This window comes from Methanobacterium subterraneum, assembly GCF_002813695.1.
GTDB classification, from domain to species: domain Archaea; phylum Methanobacteriota; class Methanobacteria; order Methanobacteriales; family Methanobacteriaceae; genus Methanobacterium; species Methanobacterium subterraneum.
On the sequence record NZ_CP017768.1, the window covers coordinates 1520619 to 1539074 of the forward strand.

Below are 18456 nucleotides of genomic sequence, written 5' to 3' on the forward strand. Positions count from 1 at the left end.
TACTGAGTTGAATTGATATTTAAAAAGAAATAAATTAAAAAATGGGAAAAAAATCCCATTATTTTTTTCTCAAAGTAACTGCAGATAGACTTGTCACGAGAATTATTAGTGCCATTATCAGTGCAGATATAGGCATACCCGTATTTTGCATCCCTATGGTATTGTTTTCCGGTTGTGGTTGTTCTCTGACGTAAATAGCTGCAGTTGCATTCCTTTGATCCAGTACTGGATCATAGGATGCAGTGTATACATGGGCGTGGTTTTCGATTGGTCCTAACTTTTCAACTCCCACAGTTAGTATTAGCTGAGCTATTGTGTTTGCCGGTAGGTTTCCAATGGTCCATATACCTGTTTCAGAGTTGTATGACCCGTAATTAGCTATGGATCCAATGTATATGAGTCCCGCAGGGAGTTTATCAAGAACGTAAACATCTATAGCAGTATCTGGTCCCCAGTTTTGCACTATGAGGGTGAAGTAGATTGTTTCATGGAGATATGGTTGTGGATTACTGACTGTTTTTTCAATGGTTACATGGGATGTTTGGATGTCATTATAAACTGATGCTGTTTTCCTGCCCTCAGGATCAGTTTCTGATGAGGTTCCGCCAGTGTTGTTCAAACCTTGTGTAGCGTTTGAAATTACAGTGCCGTTAATCCATATGGTTACATTCTGTCCAGGTGCCAGCCTGTCGATTATTGGAGTTATATTCAGGGGATTGCTGTATGCAGTCCATGGTATTCCTGTTGATGTGGAGTAATATGTGTTCTCCAGCAAGTCTGGTGTGTAATAATCATCAAAGTTCACATTCAGGGCATCAGATGGCCCTTCATTGGTTATTAATATAGTGTAATGGATCGGATAACCTCTTACTATGTTATTTACATCTGATCCCCCTGTTACGGATGTTTTTGTAATGTTCAGGATGGCTAGGGTGTTTATCCCTGTAGTGGTGTTGTCGGTTAGGTTACCAGTTAGATTAGTGGCATTACTGGAGACGATCACGGTGTTGTTAATGAGTCCTGTGGCATTGGAGGGTACTAATCCTCTTAGATACAGATAAACAGTCTGGGTGGCATTCACCCGACTGAACACATACTCATAAGGAGCCAACCAAACACTCCAAGACACATTATCCAAACTATACTCCTGACCAGTTAAACGTGAATCCAAAGTGTCACTAACCTTCACATTCAAAGCATCACTAGGACCAAAATTAGTCACAGTAACTGTGAAGACCAATGGCTCACTCTGACCCGCAACCACACTCTCCGGAGCAGACTTAGTCACATTCAAAGCACTCGTAGTGTTAATCTGAGTCGTAGTATTATCAGTCAAATTACCCGTAAGATTAGTCTCGTTACTGGAAACAACCACAGTATTATTAATCAATCCCAAAGCACTAGAAGGCACCCAATCACGCAAGTATAAATACACTGTCTGCGTGGTATTCAAACGACTAAACACATATTCAAACGGACTATTCCAAGCCAACCAGTACACATTATCCAAACTATACTCCTGACCAGTTAAACGTGAATCCAAAGTGTCACTAACCTTCACATTCAAAGCATCACTAGGACCAAAATTAGTCACAGTAACTGTGAAGACCAATGGCTCACTCTGACCCGCAACCACACTCTCCGGAGCAGACTTAGTCACATTCAACACACTGGTAGTGTTAATTTTGGTCGTAGTGTTATCGGTGAGGTTACCAGTTAAATTAGTGGCATTACTGGAAACAACCACAGTATTATTAATCAATCCCAAAGCACTGGAAGGCACCCAACCACGTAAATACAGATACAAAGTCTGAGTAGCATTCAAACGACTGAACACATACTCATAAGGAGCCAACCAAACACTCCAGTTAACACCCTCCAAACTATACTCCTGATTAGTCAAGCGTGGATCCAGAGTATCACTAACCTTCACATTCAATGCATCACTAGGCCCATAATTCGTCACAACAATTGTAAACACAACTGGCCCACTCTGACCCGCAACCACACTCTCCGGAGCAGACTTAGTCACATTCAACACACTGGTGGTGTTGATTTTTGTCGTGGTGTTATCCGTCAGGTTACCAGTTAAATTAGTGGCATTACTGGAAACAACCACAGTATTATTAATAAGACCCAGGGCACTGGATGGTACCCATCCACGCAGGTAAAGGTGTACTGTTTGTGATGCGTTAATTCTGTTGAATATGTATTCAAATAGATTATTCCATGAGAACCAGTTCACATTGTCCAGGCTGTATTCCGGGCTGGTTAACCTTGGATCAAGTGTATCACTGACTTTTACATTAAGAGCATCACTAGGACCGTTATTGGTAAGAGTGATAGTGTAGATGATTGGGCTGCTTTCTCCAGCAATGACTGTTTCTGGTGCTGTTTTGGTTACATTTAATGTTGCCAGGGTTTCCACAGTGTTGTTTACTGTGTTGGAAGTTACATTGTGGGAACTGGTTGAACTATTGGCAGTTGCATTGTTGAGGAGGGTTGTTCCGTTGGGTGTGGATGCATTCACAGTACCGTTTATCATTACCCAGAAAACCTGACTCACATTCATTGGCCCGCCAATAATATTTGTGACATCTAAAACCAGTGGCCCAGTGAATAGAGCCAATCCACTCCAGCTAATTCCATTGAGACTGTACTGGTAGTAAGTGTTGGTTAACCATGAAGACAACGAATCATCCCTTAAAATCACATTCCTGGCCACACTTGGGCCAGTGTTGGTTAAAGTTAATGTATAAATCAGATTATTTCCAGCTATTACTGTGCCAGTTGGATTATTTGATTTGATTAATGTTAATTCTGAACTCTGGGTTACGTTGGTTGTGGCTGTGCTGTTGTTATTATTTGGGTTTGGATCTGTGGTGTTTGAAGTTACATTGGCAGTGTTGTTCAAGATCCCTACAGGTGCTGAAGCGTTTACTGTTGCCCTTATCAAGATAGTGGTGATGTTTCCAGGAGTTAAATTTCCTAAAAATATGGTGAATGGGTTAGATAAAATATTTACCCAAGATCCTGAATTCACAGAATATTGTGGGTGAATAAGCATGTTGAACCATTGTGCCAGTATAGTATCGGTTAAAACTGCGTTTACTGCTGTATCCGGACCTTTGTTAGTAACGGTTATGGTGTAAGTAACCTGTTCTCCTGCATTTACCTGGGCATCTCCATTTTTCCGCACTTCCAGATCAGCACCTATAACATGTATCTGGGTGCTGTTATTGGTGGTGTAATTTCTTCCATCAATAGGTAGTGAGGTGTAGTTCAAATTGGCGGTGTTGGTGATGTTTCCACCCGCCAACAGATAGTTGTTGTCCACTGTGCAGTTGAAGAGTAAAGTGGCACTGTGACTTATCAGGGTTAAACTAGATGAAGTAAAGATTAAAGTATTTCCTGAAACATTTAAAAGCCATCCAGAGGGTAAAACAGCTGAACCTGCAACATAATGAAGTCCGGATGGAATCACATCGGTTATTGTAATGTTATATGCATCTGATGTGCTGGAAGAGGTGTGTGTGACATTAATTGTATAGGTGAACTCTTCTCCAACGTTCAGGTTGGTTTTGCTTGGTGTCTTGATTATCTGCAGGTTGGGTTCAACAACGTGTACTGTGGCTATGTCTGATCCTCCGTTGACTCCCTGTCCGGTTTTATTATTGTAGTACAATGTGGCATTGTTAACCAGGTTCTGTCCATTGTAGTTTCCATTGACATTTTGAACCAGTACTGTGTAGTTTATGGTTATGTTCCCTTCCTGTGTTATGGTTACATTTCCAAAGCTTATCTGGTAAGTGTTTCCACCGAGATAAGTTACCAGGAACTGGTTAACATTTACACCAGCTGTTGTGGCATATGTAAATCCGTTTATTCCTCCATTTATTCCCAGACCATTAGGTATAACATCAACTATTTTAAGTTCAGTTGTACTTCCAACTGGTAAGTTTATGTTTATTGATTCTGTGGCTGTTTCTCCTATGGTCAAATTCACAGTTTCGGTTCCATTAACTGTTTTAGACACACGTGGTGCTCTGGTGGTCACAGGAGCTGTTGCTGTGGTATTTATATTGTTAACTGGGCCTGCGGGTTGTGTGGGGTCTCCAGTTCGCTCACCAGTACTGGTACCTGGATCACCCGGGGTGGCATTGTTAGTACCATGTGGACCGGGCAGGCTGGTTCCAGTGGCATTAACCGTGTTGTTCAGTGTGGTGTTGAATACAACGTCCGATTTGACTGTGGCATTGTAGGTTATGTTCAGGTACTGGCCAGGGTTCAGTTTGCTTACTGTTATATTGATTAAATTTGCAGTGGAGTAGTTGGTGAAAATTATGGATGGGTCGCTGGGGGTGATGATCATGTGGAGGTAATCCATGGTGAAACCATTCATTGGATCAATGATGATCAAATCATAAACCGGAGCACCGTTGGTGATGTTGTTATTTCGGATTTGTATATTGAATGTTGCTGTGTCTGAATTAGTTAATATGGTCTGGTTTGCTGTTTTGGTGGATGATATTTGGGGAACAATCACATTCAATGTGGTTGGGCATACCCCTGTCACATTGCGATTTCCTCCCGTGGCATTGGTAAAACTCAGTGTGGCATTGTTGGGTATTTTTGTCCCTGCCTGGTTCCCAGCTATGTTCAGGACTGTGGTATTAAATATTAAAGTTATAGTTCCATTCTTAAGGCCCTGACCTCCCAGGTAAGTTACATTACCAAGGTAGAAAGTCAGGGGTGAAAGTGAAGTGTAATTGATGGTTAAAAATTCATCAAATGAACTTCCAAAGTCAAATCCAGAAGCTATGATGTTGGTATCGCTTCTTTTAATAAATGCAGTTCCGGCATTATATCCTAAATTAGATAATAAATTATCAATTAAGGATACGTTGAATGTTTCACCTTCTGGGACTGTTAACACAAACTGATATGTTACCACTTCTCCCACCATCACATTTGGTGTGGCAGAATCCGGTTCAGAAGTGTTAATTACAGTTTTATTAATTCCAGGTGTAACGGTGTTGATATTCACCACGTTGGATTTGTTGGTGTAATTTCGGGCATTATCATATCCTACGGACATGGATGAGAATGAAATATTAGCCTGATTCTGGAAAATGGACCCTGTTGGAACGTTGTCATTTACCAGAACCGTGAAGATAAAGTTTAAAGCATTTCCAGCAGTGATGTTGGTGTCAAGAAGGGATTTGATTATTACAGTGTTTCCAGATACTGTGAAACTGAAGCCAGAAGGTATAGATACTTGCGTGATCGTGGATGAGTTGAAGAGTACTGGATCTAAAACATCACGTAATTCTATTTGATAAGCTGGTGAAGTACCGTTATTGGTGACTGTTAAGTTAACAGTTATCAGGTCCCCTCCGTCCACTGTAGTAGGTGTTACATTTTTAGTAACTGCCAAGTTAGGTTCTACAATGGTAGTATTCACCGATGCTGTGAATGGAGGTTTGGTGTTTTCTGTCCAGTTAAGGGATGCATTGTTAGTTTTTATGGTTCCATTGGTGTTGTTGGTACTGTTGAGTACTGTGGCATTCAGGAGTATGTAGAATGTGTTGTTGGTTTTTGTGCTGTTGGTGAGTTCGCTGAAAGTGAATGTTACATTCTGACCATTCACGGAAACTAATAATGTTCCTAAAGTACCACTAAAGCCTGTGGTATTCAGGATGTACTCTCCGAGGTTGTAGCTAAAACCTGCTGGTAATGTATCGATAATGGTGAGGTTGGTTTTAAGACCTTGCGGTAATGTGACCGTTATTTTATAGGTTACTGTTTCTCCTATAGTGAGGTTTCCACTGTTTCCGTGTATGGTAGAATTTTCCACAATTTTGGTGATTTTTGGATCACCAGTTCTAACTACGGCCCAAGCAGAAGATGTGTAATTTCTACTATCAGGATCAGGTACTCCACTAACCCATGGAAGGGACCAATAAAATGCATTGACTGTGTTGTTGTAGGTGGGTCCAATGTAAGGTGTTTGGAGGGCAGTTATGTTGAATGTAAAATACAATGTTTGACCCCGGGGTATATTTCCCCCGGTGAAACTGACAACTTGTGAAGTTGAGTTGTAATTGAACACAAAACCATTTTGGGGGCTGCTTGCAACCACACTACTACTGCTTAAGTCAAATATGTTACTTGAATATGATAGTGGATCAGTTATAATTACATTATAAGCCGTTGATCTTCCATTGTTGGTTACGGCTATAGTAACCGTTGTTGTCTCTCCACCCTGGATGGTGCTGGGGTTGAATGATTTGGTAACATTTAATACTGGCTGTACTATGTAAACTGTTGCCTGTTTAGTGATTGGTGTATGTCCTGGGTTGTTCCAGTCCATGGTGGCACTGTTTCGTGCAGTTACATTGGTTGATCCAGGATAAGCTGTGTTGTTATTAGCCCTTACAATGATGTTAATGTAAAATGTGCTGTTGCTGGTGGTGTTGGTAAGCCCTGTGAACAGGAACTTTAGATTGTTGTTTATCTGAGTAAAGGTTAATGGTGCCAGTATTCCGTTGAAGTTACTTTGATCCAAAACATAAGAAACAAAGGTGAGACCTGAGGGTAAAACATCATTTATTACCAGATCATTTATTTGTCCTGCAGGAAGGGTGACAGCCAGTTGGAATAATCCTGTTTCTCCTATTGTCAAATTAGGTCCGGAACTATCAAGTGATTTTACATAGGTTTTCTTGAAATCAACATCACGAACCTGAACTGATGCATTGTCTGAAAAGTGGGATTGATCAACTCCTGGATTTCCAACATAGTTGGGACTTTCAGGCGGGGTTAACGATGTAAATTTGGTGATGTTGACTGTGTTGTTGATTATCTGTCTGGGGTATACTGTGCTGTTTAAGGTGGCATTGTAGGTTATTATTATGGTGCTGTTGGTTCCATTAACTCCATAGATAGGATATAATGAACCGAAATTCAAACCAGTACTTGTGAAAAGGTCCATAAGGTTTAAACCAGTGATTGTTGCCCCATTAAGGTAATTAGCAGTAATACCACTGATTGATGATATGTATCCTGGATTGGATGAGAGAAGATCGTCAGTGACCATTACGTTGTAAGCAGGAGCATTACCAGTGTTATTAATGGTTAGGGTGTAGGTGACCATGTCACCTGCCTGTAGTTCAGTGGTGGGTGTGGCGGTCTTGTTTATGGTGAGTTGTGGCTCTCCAGTTTTCAATGAGACTATACGATTATCGCAGAATATTTCCCCTGGACTGTTTTCATAGTTGATGTTCAGTAGGTTGGTTAGCCAGAGACCATCGGCCATTGGATCTCCAGTGGCGGTGAGGGTGAATAATATGTGAACAGTTGCATTGGGCTGGGTGGCATTGTAGACATTACCATATTGGAAGGTGATGGTGTTCTGGGTGACATCCACAATCAGTGTAGGTATCACACCAGTTAAACTACTTAAGGTATCATCTTCACCTAGCCTCCATTGCCCAGCAGCAGGTATTACCTGGCTAGTGTTCTGTGCCTGGCCTGTGGTAAATTGGGAGGCCCTCAGCAAAGGTATGGGCAGGTAATCAATTAGATTAAAGTCGTGCAGATTGCTGGTGGGAACATCTATCAGTAAGGAGAAAGTCACAGAGTCTCCAGGTTTTACCAAATAAGGAGCAACCGGATCATTTCCATTAATTTTAATTATGTCTTTTGATGGTATGGGCGCCACAATTACAACCTGACTTCCACTGCTATCCTCTATTTGACTGCCATTCTGAGTTAACACCCCATCAGCAACCACTGCATTATTTATGGGGTCATTGGAAACTATTGGATGTGGAGTTGGTGGTGTCACTCCTTCATAGTATTCATTGATGCGGGCCCAGAAAGTTAAGTTTCCAGTGGTTGCCCCGTAATTTGTTCCAGTATAATTTCCACCTTCAACAATACCACTGTACCCATTATCAATAAGTATTCTGGTGACGTTGAATACTAAATAGGTGATTCCTGTGGTGGAGTTATGGTAATAATAGAACTGGTTAGGGTTGGTTAAATTGACAAAAAGATTACTGATATCAATACCGGGAAGGTGTAAATTGAGTCGGGGGTTGTATATTAAAGAATTCAGGAAACTCTGACCATCACCCAGTACATCATAGAGTACCAGGTTGTTTATTGAAAAATAATCTGAAACCTGGAAGCTGAGTGTGTATCGCAGTATATCTGTGGGTCGGGGTTGTATTGGGTCCGTGCTCTCATCATTGGCACTTTTCTGTATGGCCAGTGGTTTCAGGATAAGGGTGTAATTATCAGTAGATGAAACATTAATATTGGTGTAATTTCCAGTAACACTGGCAGTGTTAGTGGCATTAACCCAGGCTCCTGTATTTGGATCCAACACATACTGGGAGTTGTTATCGAATTTTGGAGCATAAACTCGATAGATGATAGTTTTATCAGAACCGAGTACTCCTGTGATATTGCTAAAGTGTATCCACAGTAAACCACCAGGGGTGCTGGTGGATGGTTGCTGCACTATACTGCCACCATCAGCATCAACCACTTGCACGAACTGCAGGTTTCCAGGAAGTAAGTCTTTCACGTTAACATCAGTGACTGTCTGGCCATTGGCCACATCAACAGTGAGGGTATAATCCCAGGGATAATTTGAACCTGTGGCAGTTTCATCTTCATGGGGTGCAACTGTATTTTTAATAATTTTGATCACAGTAGGAGTTACCTGTGCAGTGGTTTGATTCCCTCGAATAGGTGTTCCTCCTGTTTCATTAGCACCAAACCTGAATACTGGATATGCCGTGATATTTAGAGGTAATCCCAGAGTGGAGTTTCCTCTTAAAAATGCATTGATTTGCAGGACTGCACTGGGCTGGCCACTAGTGAAACTGCCCAGTGGATACTCAATTATGTAAAGACTGTATCCAGGAGTTCCAGTCACGGTTAGTCCAGATAGTGGATCGATTAATGTTCCACTCAGGGTGAATGTTCCTACAGATGTAACACTCACCGGTGCCCCCAGGAAGTTGGCGCTGTTGAACTCTATCTCCGGAGGTAAGATCAACTGTACTATGGGACCAAAACCAGTTTCATTCCCATTGTTATTGAAAGTGAGTGTGAAGTTAAAACTTTCGTTTAAGAATTGTTCTCCAGGGGCATCAATGGATAAAGTGGGTTCAGGACCCAGTTGGAAGTTCATCCATCCATATAAATTCAGATCAGATGGGTTGGAGCTGAGTTCAGTTGTCACCAGTTTTTGGATGCTCATGTGTCCGGGGTAACTGGCGGTGACATAAAATTTTCCTTCAATACTCGTGAAGTTGAGTTCATAATGTCCAGTGGTGTCGGTGGTGGTCTGGGTAATAGTGGAACCATCAGTAGAAGTTATAGTAATAGTAACTCCAGGGAAGGGACTCCCATTGGTACAAGTAATCACATTACCACTGATTATATTAGAATTAAGAGAAATGGAAGAATTTGAAACTTGATCAGGGACACTTGAGTTACTGGTGTAATTTGATATTGTCTCTAAAGTTAAATTAGTTGAATTTGTTAAATTATTAAGGGTTGTTGAATTGTTATTTGAAACCTCGTCAACGTTTTCTGCGGCTGAAACTATACCACATGTTAAAAAAATTGCCAAAATAATTATAAAAGATAGTCCAACTTTATTTTTTTTATTCCCCATAATAATTATTCCACCACCAATAATTGAAAAATATTCATTTATACTATTGCCACAAATATTGTTTGTAATTACAATATTGATTTGTTACTACTATAATTGGATTTACTAATATAAATCTATATCTACGAACTGTTCGTATTTTTTAGTAGTACTATGAGAAAAAAAAGTTATGTGTTGAAAAAAACTCAAAATAAAGACAAATGAGGAAAAAAACTTTTTAACACGACCTTTCAATAAATAATACAAAGAATATAATAAAAATTTTGAAAATGAATGTAAAAAATATAAAATTTAGCATTACAAAATGTTCAATTAATACACCATTTAATAAAATTATGTTAGTGATTACTTAAATAAATGAATATATTATATTTGAGATTACAATTAAATTTTCATAATAACTTCGATAATCAACAAAATTCCATCAGGAAAAATATATACACAAATTGGATGTATAACAAAGATCGAAAGAAACATAGCTGAAATTATATGTGTATCAAATTAAAAAGGAGGGAAAACATGTGCGAATCAACTGTTTACGATACCAAAGGGATCAAACTCATGGATGATGTGATTCACATGAAAATTTATGGTGATAGAATAGAAATGGTGGATATTCTGAATCAGGGGATGACTGTAGAGGGTCAGATCGTAGAACTGGATCTGGAAAAACATAGTATTTTCGTGGAAGTTGATGAAAAGGGGTTAGTTAAATAGATTAGTTAACAAGAATCAACATAAATTAATGTGAAATTATTTTTTAAATAATTATTTTATATTTTCTAAAATTCAAGTACTGGTTTTCTTATTTTCAGGAGATATCCAGATATAAATTAATAACTAAAAAAATAATAAAAAGGGGGTGGATATTTGTTTCCACCAAAAAATTTTCCGTTTTTTTAGTTTTGAACCTATTTAAGGGACAATGCTTCGTGTGGACAGGCAGGTATGCACTGGTCACAGAGTATGCAGAATCCTTTGAGTGGTACTTTGTCTTCGGTGAGTTTCAGCATGTCGTATGGACATACTTCCACACAGTCACCACACTCAGCACACTTATCAGGACTGTATTGTACACGGTTCCGTTTAACAACTTCACCATCCACAACTTTGTCCATTTCTACCAGTGTTAATGCATCGTTAGGGCAGGCAATGGTGCATGCTCCACAACGGGTACACATGGCAAATGCGGCTTCGCCACCAACTTCAGTGTCACCTGGAACTTCGAATCCGGTTTTGGTAACCACCCGAATAGCATCGTTAGGACATTCACGGGCACAGGCTCCAACGTATTCACATTTGGATTCATCCCATACTAATCCTTCTTCAGATGCTGGTTTGGCAGGTCCTAGTTCAACATCCAGGTCAATGGCGTCAACTGGGCAAAGGTTCTCACATAGTCCACAGTAGGTACAGATTTCCGGTAGTTCCACAGTTAGTTTAGATGCTTTGGCTTTTATGAAGTCACCAGGGCAGGCTTCCACACAAACATTACAACCAATACAAGTTTCTTCATCTAATTCGAACTTATTGAGTTCTTTAGTTCGTTTTTCTGGTTTTTTACCGGAAATAAACACTGCATTCCATGGGCAAGTCTGGGAACAGACTCCACATTTGATACAGGTGTCCTCATCGATGGTGATGCTTTCTCCCACTTCAGGGAGAGTTATGGCATCCACTGGACATTCATCCACACACATTCCACAGCCCACACAATCTACAATATAGATAGGGCCGGTAATATTCAGTTCAGTCGTTTTAGGTTCTTTGACTCCTTCAACTCCAATGACTTCTACGGGACAGATGTCTGCACACTGCTGGCACATGACACAGTAACCCTGTAGAGGTATGGTCTGAACTTTTCCTTGCTCCAGTTTGAGGATTTGGGGTGGACAGACAGCAACACAGTCCCCGCACTCATTACAGAGTTTAGGGTTGAAGGTGACTCTGGTCTGGGTAGTGCCAGATTCATCCACAGTCAGCTCATCAGTTTTAAGAGCACCTGTGGGGCAGATGTCCACACATTTAGGTTCTCCTCCACAAACATCACAGTATATGATGTCATCTGGAGATACAGTTATAGCTGCAGTCGGACAGGTCCCCTGACAGGCCCCACATCGAATACAGTCTTCCTTGTTAACCACTATCATCTTTTTCACCCTCTCAAAAGTATTTAAATCCTTTTAACGAGGTGTCCCTCGCTATCGTACACTTCAAGAGTGGCCAGTCTCATTTGACTGTCGATGGTGTGGGTTGCACAGGATAGACATGGGTCGTATGCCCGGATAACCATCTCCATTAAATTGAAGATCTTGTCGTCTACTTCTACTCCTGGTTTTATATAGTCTTGAGCTACTTTCTGGATACCCATTTCCATAGCAGGGTTGTTCTGGATGGTTGCCACAACAATGTTGGCTTTGGTAACCAGTCCGTTCTCGTCACAGGCGTAGTGGTGTGTTAGTGTTCCACGGGATGCTTCCACGATACCTACACCTTCACCAGCAGTTCTTTCCAGAGCATCTGGGAATTTCTGTCCAGATAAGTCTCCTTCCAGAGCGTCAGCTGCACATTCTGCTGCGGCTAATAATTCAATTAACCGTGCCCAGTGGAAGAGTAATGGTTCATGGGCGTATCCGAAGAGGCCTCTGAATTCATTTAATGCTTCCTGTGCTAATGGTGCGGCGTCAGGCATTTTGTCGGCCACGTTAAGTCTTGAAAGAGGAGCAACACGGTATACCCCGTCTGGGTATCCCAGGTCTTTGATGTATGGGAATTTCAACCAGGAATAAGGTTTAACTTTTTCAGCAATGTAGTCCAAGTAATCGGAAGGTGCAAATTCAACGTATTTGTTTCCTTCTTTATCATTCATACGGACGTTTCCGTCGTACATATCCCATACGCCGTTTTTAACCAGTCCAGTGTGGTAAGTTTCCACGTAACCTAAGGTTTTTACCAGATCTAGGTTTTCTTCAAATATTGGTTTAGCCAGGTCAAGGGTGGCTACAGATAATTCAACATTCCTCTGAGCCTTCTTCAGAAGGTCTTTCTGGGTTTCGTCATCCAGACTGGTGGAAATACCACCTGGAGTGGAGGATGTTGGGTGTATAGGTCGTCCACCTGTGGCTTTTATAATATCTAAAGCGTTTTTTCGGAGTTCGATTGCCTGTAAAGCTGCTTCAGGAGCGTCTTTAACTATTTGGAAAACGTTCCTGGTTTTTCTGTCTTTACCAGCTATGAAGTCCGGTGCTGCCAGGAAATAGAAGTGCAGAGCGTGGGAGTGCATTACAGAACCCCAGCTCATGAGTTCCCTCATTTGGTAGGCAGTTGGGAGAATATCATCAGGTTGGAATCCGAAGCAGGCATCAACAGCTTTTGCTGCGGCCAGGTGGTGCTGTACATCACAGATACCACAGATTCGAGGTACGATTCGAGGTACCTCTTCGATGTTTCTTCCCTGCAGGAATTTTTCAAATCCACGGAATTCCATAACGTGGAGTTTGGTGTCCTGGACGTTTCCTGCATCATCCAGGTCCACTGTGATTTTGGCGTGACCTTCAATCCTGGTCACGGGTTCCATTTTCAGTGTAACCATTTATTTACCCTCCTTTTTCACCTTTGCGGGTACTAAAGCCGCTGGGAGTGTGTAGGTATAGAAAGTTCCGACAATATCATCCAGTTCATTGGCTACTTCTTCAGGGTCCACAGTTTTATCCTGTTCCACACCAAAGTCAGAGCCTATGGCACTGATCATTTTAGCACCCTGATCCACTACATTGAAGGTAGGTCCGTAGCATCCACGGCACTGAATTCCAATTGAGGGACATTCTGCTCCACAGATGGAAATTGTAGCCGGTCCCATGCACACCAATCCCTGGGGTACTAGGCACATTTCTGGTTCTGGTTCTCCCAGTTCGAACTGGCGGATAATTCTATCCATTGCCATTCCTTCTGGTGGTTTTTCCCTGGGACAAACTTCACAAAGGTTGGTTTGTGGTAGTTCAGGTAATTCTTCTCCTTTCAAGAGAGCCATTATAATCTGGGCAACCAGATCAGATCGTGGTGGGCAGCCAGGTAGGAGTAAATCCACATCAATAACATCAGTTAGTGGTCTTACTCTGCTTTCCAGATGAGGTACTCCTTCACTGGGTATTATTTCCTCATCGTTGTAGGTACTCTCTGAATTGATGTAAGCCTCTTGAGTTAAATCATCAACTGTGTGTAGGTTTCCCAGTCCAAAGATTCCTCCGTAAGCAGCACATGTACCATATCCAATGACTACCTTTGCTTTTTCCCTTACTTTAAGTGCCAGTTCCCGGTTTTCATCGTTTCTGATACCTCCGGTAACTATGGCCACGTCTACGTCGGTCCATTCATCGTATTTAGTGTCCATGAGAACAGGCATGAATTCGAAATCTGCTAATCCCAGAACATCCACTATGGCTTCGTGTATATCTGCAATGGATAATTCACATCCAGAACATACGCTGAGCCAAACGTTTCCTAGTTTAACTTTTTCTGCCATTTTAGGCCTCCATCTCTGATTCTTCTGGAGCTTCTAATTGTGCCTTTAGAGGGGATGGGCCCAGAGCAGTTATACGTTCAACCATCATTTTGACGGTTTCTGCGAATTTTTCCCCTTCTGATGCAGATATCCAGTCATGGTGAATCCTTTCTCTTCCGATTCCCATTCCATCTGCTAAATTGTAGATTAATCTCATTCTACGGTCTAATTTGTAGTTTCCTGCGTCGTAGTGGCAGTCTCCATGGTGACAGCCGGCCACAATGACCCCGTCGGCGCCTTCTCGGAAGGCTTTTAACACGAACTGGGGTTCAATTCTTCCAGAGCACATTACTCTGATGACCCGCACATTTGGAGGATACTGCATCCTTGCGGTTCCTGCGGTGTCTGCTCCACCGTAGGAGCACCAGTTACAACAAAACATTACGATCTTAACATCATCCTCAGCCATTGGCTTTCCTCCTAGCTTTGTCGGTGTACCATATTATTGTACATTATATGCATTTAGGAATAGTTATTATAAAGGTTACTTCAAAAACAAATTCGAAAAACTTATATATGGGAACAACAAAATTAGATTTTTTAATATTGGTTACAATGCTTTGATCGGTACCATGGCAAATTAAATCCGGTTATATTATACAATAACATATAATCAAGCTTTTTATTTTTACAGATATTCCGGAAAAACTGATCTAAATTTGAATGGATGATTTGTTTACTTACTAATAATTTAAATCTTTAAAAGACTTTAATACTATATTTGAATAGTGAATAGAGCTTTTATGTTGAATGGTATCCCTTAATTGATATCATTTGATTCAAGTGAATTTTCTCATACTATTATAAGGAAATAAGTCCATATAAAATATAAGGTGTGTTATATCACATCTACTATATTCTATCGTTAATACAATAAAAAAACTAAAAAATGGTGGTGGTTAAACTGCTACTGGAAATAACTGATCTGGCAGTGGAAGTAAGCGGAAAAGAAATTCTCACCGATGTAGACCTGTATATAGGCAAAGGAGAAACACACGTACTCTTAGGACCCAATGGAGCTGGTAAAAGTACTCTTTTTATGGCCCTTTTGGGTTTTCCCAAGTACAAAGTAACCCGTGGAGAGATTATCTTCAAAGGGGAAGATATAACCAACCTTTCAACCACTGAAAGGGTAAGGAAAGGATTTGGGGTTAGTTTCCAAAATCCCCCCTCCATCCGGGGAGTGAGACTGGGTGATCTTTTAAAACTCGAACACGGAGAAAGGGATGCTGAAAAAGACCTCAGCCCTGAGATGATGGATCTGGTTCATAAACTCAAGTTCGATGAAAGATTTTTGGCTAGGGATGTTAACCTTGGTTTTTCCGGGGGAGAAGTCAAGCGATCAGAGATATTACAACTTTTAGCCCAGGAACCGGACTTCATAATGTTTGACGAACCAGATTCTGGTGTGGATATTGAAAATGTGGAGCTCCTGGCAGAAGAAATAAATGTTCTACTGGATAAGAACAAAAAACCAGGTTTAAGGGAAAAATCCGGGCTTTTAATAACCCATTTAGGTTACATCCTTAATTTTGTGGCTGCAGACACAGCCCATGTGCTTATGGACGGTAAAATTGCCTGTTCAGGAAACCCCGCTGAGATAATTGAAGATATAAGAAAAGAAGGATTTAAGGGGTGTGTGGAATGTTGCAAAATACACTAAAGCGCGCCGAGAAAGCTAAAGAAAAGAAAGCACTCTACGGTGAAGATATTGACCTGGAAAAATTCATCATAGAAGAAGCAGGTGAACATGAGCAGGTTTCCAGAGCAAATGAGGTTCCCAAAAAAGTGCAGGAAACACTCCTGAAAGTGGGAGTAGACCCCAATGAAGAAGAAAGATCAGGTACCTTCGTTCAGGTAGATCAAAGTGGAGTGTGTAGTACCTGTACTTCCGAATCTGTGGAAATAATGGGTATGAATGTTGCTCTGGATAAATACGGCTGGTTAAAGGATTATATGTGGAAGGCTGTGGCGCCGGATACTGATAAATACACAGCGCAGACTGCACTCAGAGAATCAGAAGCAGGGGGTTTTGGAGGTTATTTCATACGATCCCTCCCTGGTTCTAAAGAAGTTTTCCCCCTTCAGGCCTGCATGTTCATTGGGGATGAAAAGGTTATGCAAACTGCACATAATGTAATCATTGCTGAAGAAAATTCTGAACTACATATTATAACCGGATGTGCAACAGGAGAAGATGTTACCTCGGCTTTACACGTGGGGGTTTCTGAATTTTACCTTAAAAGAGGAGCCAAGATCACCTTTACCATGGTGCATAACTGGGCAGAACAGGTTGATGTACGACCCCGTACCGGAGTAATTGTGGGAGATGATTCTACCTACATCAGTAATTACATCCTCACCAGCCCTGTTAGAAGTATTCAGTCTTATCCTACCGCATATTGTACTGGTAATAATTCCAAGGTTGTTTTCCAGTCCATACTTGGCGGTCAAAAGGAATCAGTCCTGGATATGGGTTCACGGGTTATCTTAGAAGGTGAGGGTTGTAGCACTGAAATGATCTCCCGGTCTGTTTCCAAAGACCAGTCCCAGATTTATGCCAGAGGCCACTTGGCAGGAAGGGCCAAGAATGTTAAAGGGCACCTGGAATGCCACGGGCTGGTTTTATCAGATGATTCAATGATATACGCTGTACCTGAACTGGAAGGTTCCTCCACGGAACTGGAATTATCCCACGAGGCTGCAGTAGGCAAAATTGACGAGGCAGAAGTGCTTTACCTCATGTCCCGAGGTTTAAGTGAAGAAGAAGCAGCATCCATGATTGTCAGAGGATTCCTGAGCATTGATATAGCTGGCCTTCCACCTGAACTGGCAGCCGAAACCAAAAGAATGATGGACCAGAGTTTAAAAGGAATGTAATAAAGAGATTGTAAAATGAATGCTTTAAATTAAGGGATTCCTCCCTTATTTTTTATTGACGAATTTATTTTCCTTCTTTATTTTATTCTTATAAATCCATTTTTTCTGTTTTAACTTCAACTTTATTAAAAAATATTAAAAATATTAGGTAACTCATAATGACCATATTATTAATATTCTGTAGTGATAAGAGGGATATAGGGAAAACTTACTAATATTTAATTATTTTACATGAAATGAAGTTATAAGATTTAAGATTTGTTAATATTTTAATCAAAATGGGCGCCTCAAATGAGAATTATATAATATGTACTGAAATGATAATTCAAAATAATTGGATTTAAAACTTAAATTGATAAAATATAAGGGGTATAAAAGGGGATTTATTCAGAAATGATAATGAATTCACCCACTTTTTCCACTTTACCGAATGGTACCAGTAAAGTGTCTCCTTTCTGTTTAGAACCTTTAACTGTAACGTTCCTTCCTTTATCTACTTTAATGACCACATCAGTTATTTTACCAGTTCTGTCATTGATAATAAGTTCTTCGAGCTCTCCCAGGATACGGGCATTATTAGTAGCCACCTGATAGCCCTTTATTTCACTCCAAACTTTTTCTTCCCCTTTTATGAGTTTCCTTTCTTCTTTCTCAACCATGACCTCACCTTCTAGAGTTTCCCCTTAGTTTCTCTAGGCATATTATGTCCTCGGGGCTATTAATATTTAATGCCAGTTCAATTTTATCGAGGACTAGAACTTCCTCATCTTGTTCTGTATCCTTCCCCCTTAATATATTTAATCCAGAGGGAACCAGATTCTCCAGCACCAAACTGGCCTGGAGATCATGTTCACGGAATATTTCCACCGGCACCATCACCGACATGGCTGGTGGGGATGATTTTTGGTACTCTTCCAGAACCAGGTCTATGATCTCACAGGTGATGAGTGGTAAATCAGCAGTTATGGTAAGTATTATTTCATCCTGAAAATCATCATGGGAGAGTATAAATGAAAGATCTTCCACATACCCTTTCCCTGGAGTTTCTAAAATTCTGAAACCAAGATTTTTAATATGAAGTGTGGTTTCAGGAGAATGATGACTGGTGGCTACTATTATTTCATCAACTAGGGATGAACCCTGCAATGCACTGAGTACATGTCCAATGAGGGTTTTTCCATTAACCATTGTCATGGGCTTTTCCAGGGTCGAATTCATCCGGGTACCCTTCCCACCAGCCATTAAAAGAGCTATTACCATCTTACCATTATCCCGAGTTTATTATTTAAAAAATTTCCGTTCCTTTATTTTCCTTTAT

General features: G+C 40.8%; 10 protein-coding genes. 3 read left to right on the plus strand and 7 right to left on the minus strand.

Annotated elements, in window-relative coordinates; genetic code table 11:
- Positions 1-58: 58 nt before the first annotated feature.
- Complete coding sequence (locus tag BK009_RS07340; protein ID WP_100905616.1) at positions 59-9697, minus strand: isopeptide-forming domain-containing fimbrial protein; 9639 nt, start codon at positions 9695-9697, stop codon at positions 59-61.
- A gap of 519 nt (positions 9698-10216) precedes the next feature.
- On the opposite strand from BK009_RS07340, the gene BK009_RS07345 reads away from it, so the two are divergent.
- Entirely contained in the window at positions 10217-10414 is a 198-nt protein-coding gene (locus BK009_RS07345) for a CooT family nickel-binding protein (protein WP_100905615.1), read from the plus strand.
- Between the two features lie 194 nt (positions 10415-10608).
- Here BK009_RS07345 and BK009_RS07350 read toward each other — a convergent pair whose 3' ends face one another.
- Genes BK009_RS07350 through BK009_RS07365 form a run of 4 tightly spaced genes read right to left on the minus strand, consistent with a single transcriptional unit; the run spans position 10609 to position 14667 of the window.
- Entirely contained in the window at positions 10609-11847 is a 1239-nt protein-coding gene (locus BK009_RS07350) for a 4Fe-4S binding protein (protein WP_100909326.1), read from the minus strand.
- Positions 11848-11870: 23 nt separating this feature from the next.
- Positions 11871-13289 (minus strand): F420-non-reducing hydrogenase subunit MvhA, encoded by a 1419-nt coding sequence (gene mvhA / locus BK009_RS07355; protein WP_100909327.1) that lies wholly within the window; start codon positions 13287-13289, stop codon positions 11871-11873.
- Entirely contained in the window at positions 13290-14219 is a 930-nt protein-coding gene (locus BK009_RS07360; RefSeq protein ID WP_100909328.1) for an NADH-quinone oxidoreductase subunit B family protein, read from the minus strand. It lies immediately after the preceding gene.
- A gap of 1 nt (position 14220) precedes the next feature.
- Positions 14221-14667: a hydrogenase iron-sulfur subunit gene (locus tag BK009_RS07365; protein ID WP_100905611.1), complete on the minus strand. Its 447-nt coding sequence runs from the start codon at positions 14665-14667 to the stop codon at positions 14221-14223.
- A 495-nt stretch (positions 14668-15162) separates the two neighbouring features.
- Between BK009_RS07365 and sufC the strand changes: the two genes are divergently transcribed.
- Together sufC and BK009_RS07375 are read left to right on the plus strand one after the other, a co-directional pair.
- Positions 15163-15921: a Fe-S cluster assembly ATPase SufC gene (sufC, locus tag BK009_RS07370; protein ID WP_100906719.1), complete on the plus strand. Its 759-nt coding sequence runs from the start codon at positions 15163-15165 to the stop codon at positions 15919-15921.
- The gene (locus BK009_RS07375) at positions 15903-17138 is read left to right on the plus strand and encodes a SufB/SufD family protein (protein WP_100905610.1); all 1236 of its coding nucleotides are present in this window, start codon (positions 15903-15905) and stop codon (positions 17136-17138) included. Before sufC ends, BK009_RS07375 begins: the two co-directional genes overlap by 19 nt.
- Before the next feature lie 383 nt (positions 17139-17521).
- Here BK009_RS07375 and BK009_RS07380 read toward each other — a convergent pair whose 3' ends face one another.
- On the minus strand, positions 17522-17797 hold the full coding sequence (locus BK009_RS07380) for a PRC-barrel domain-containing protein (protein ID WP_004031302.1): 276 nt from the start codon (positions 17795-17797) through the stop codon (positions 17522-17524).
- Positions 17798-17801: 4 nt separating this feature from the next.
- Positions 17802-18398, minus strand: coding sequence for an NTP transferase domain-containing protein (locus tag BK009_RS07385; RefSeq protein ID WP_100909329.1), 597 nt, complete (start codon positions 18396-18398; stop codon positions 17802-17804).
- Positions 18399-18456 lie beyond the last annotated feature (58 nt).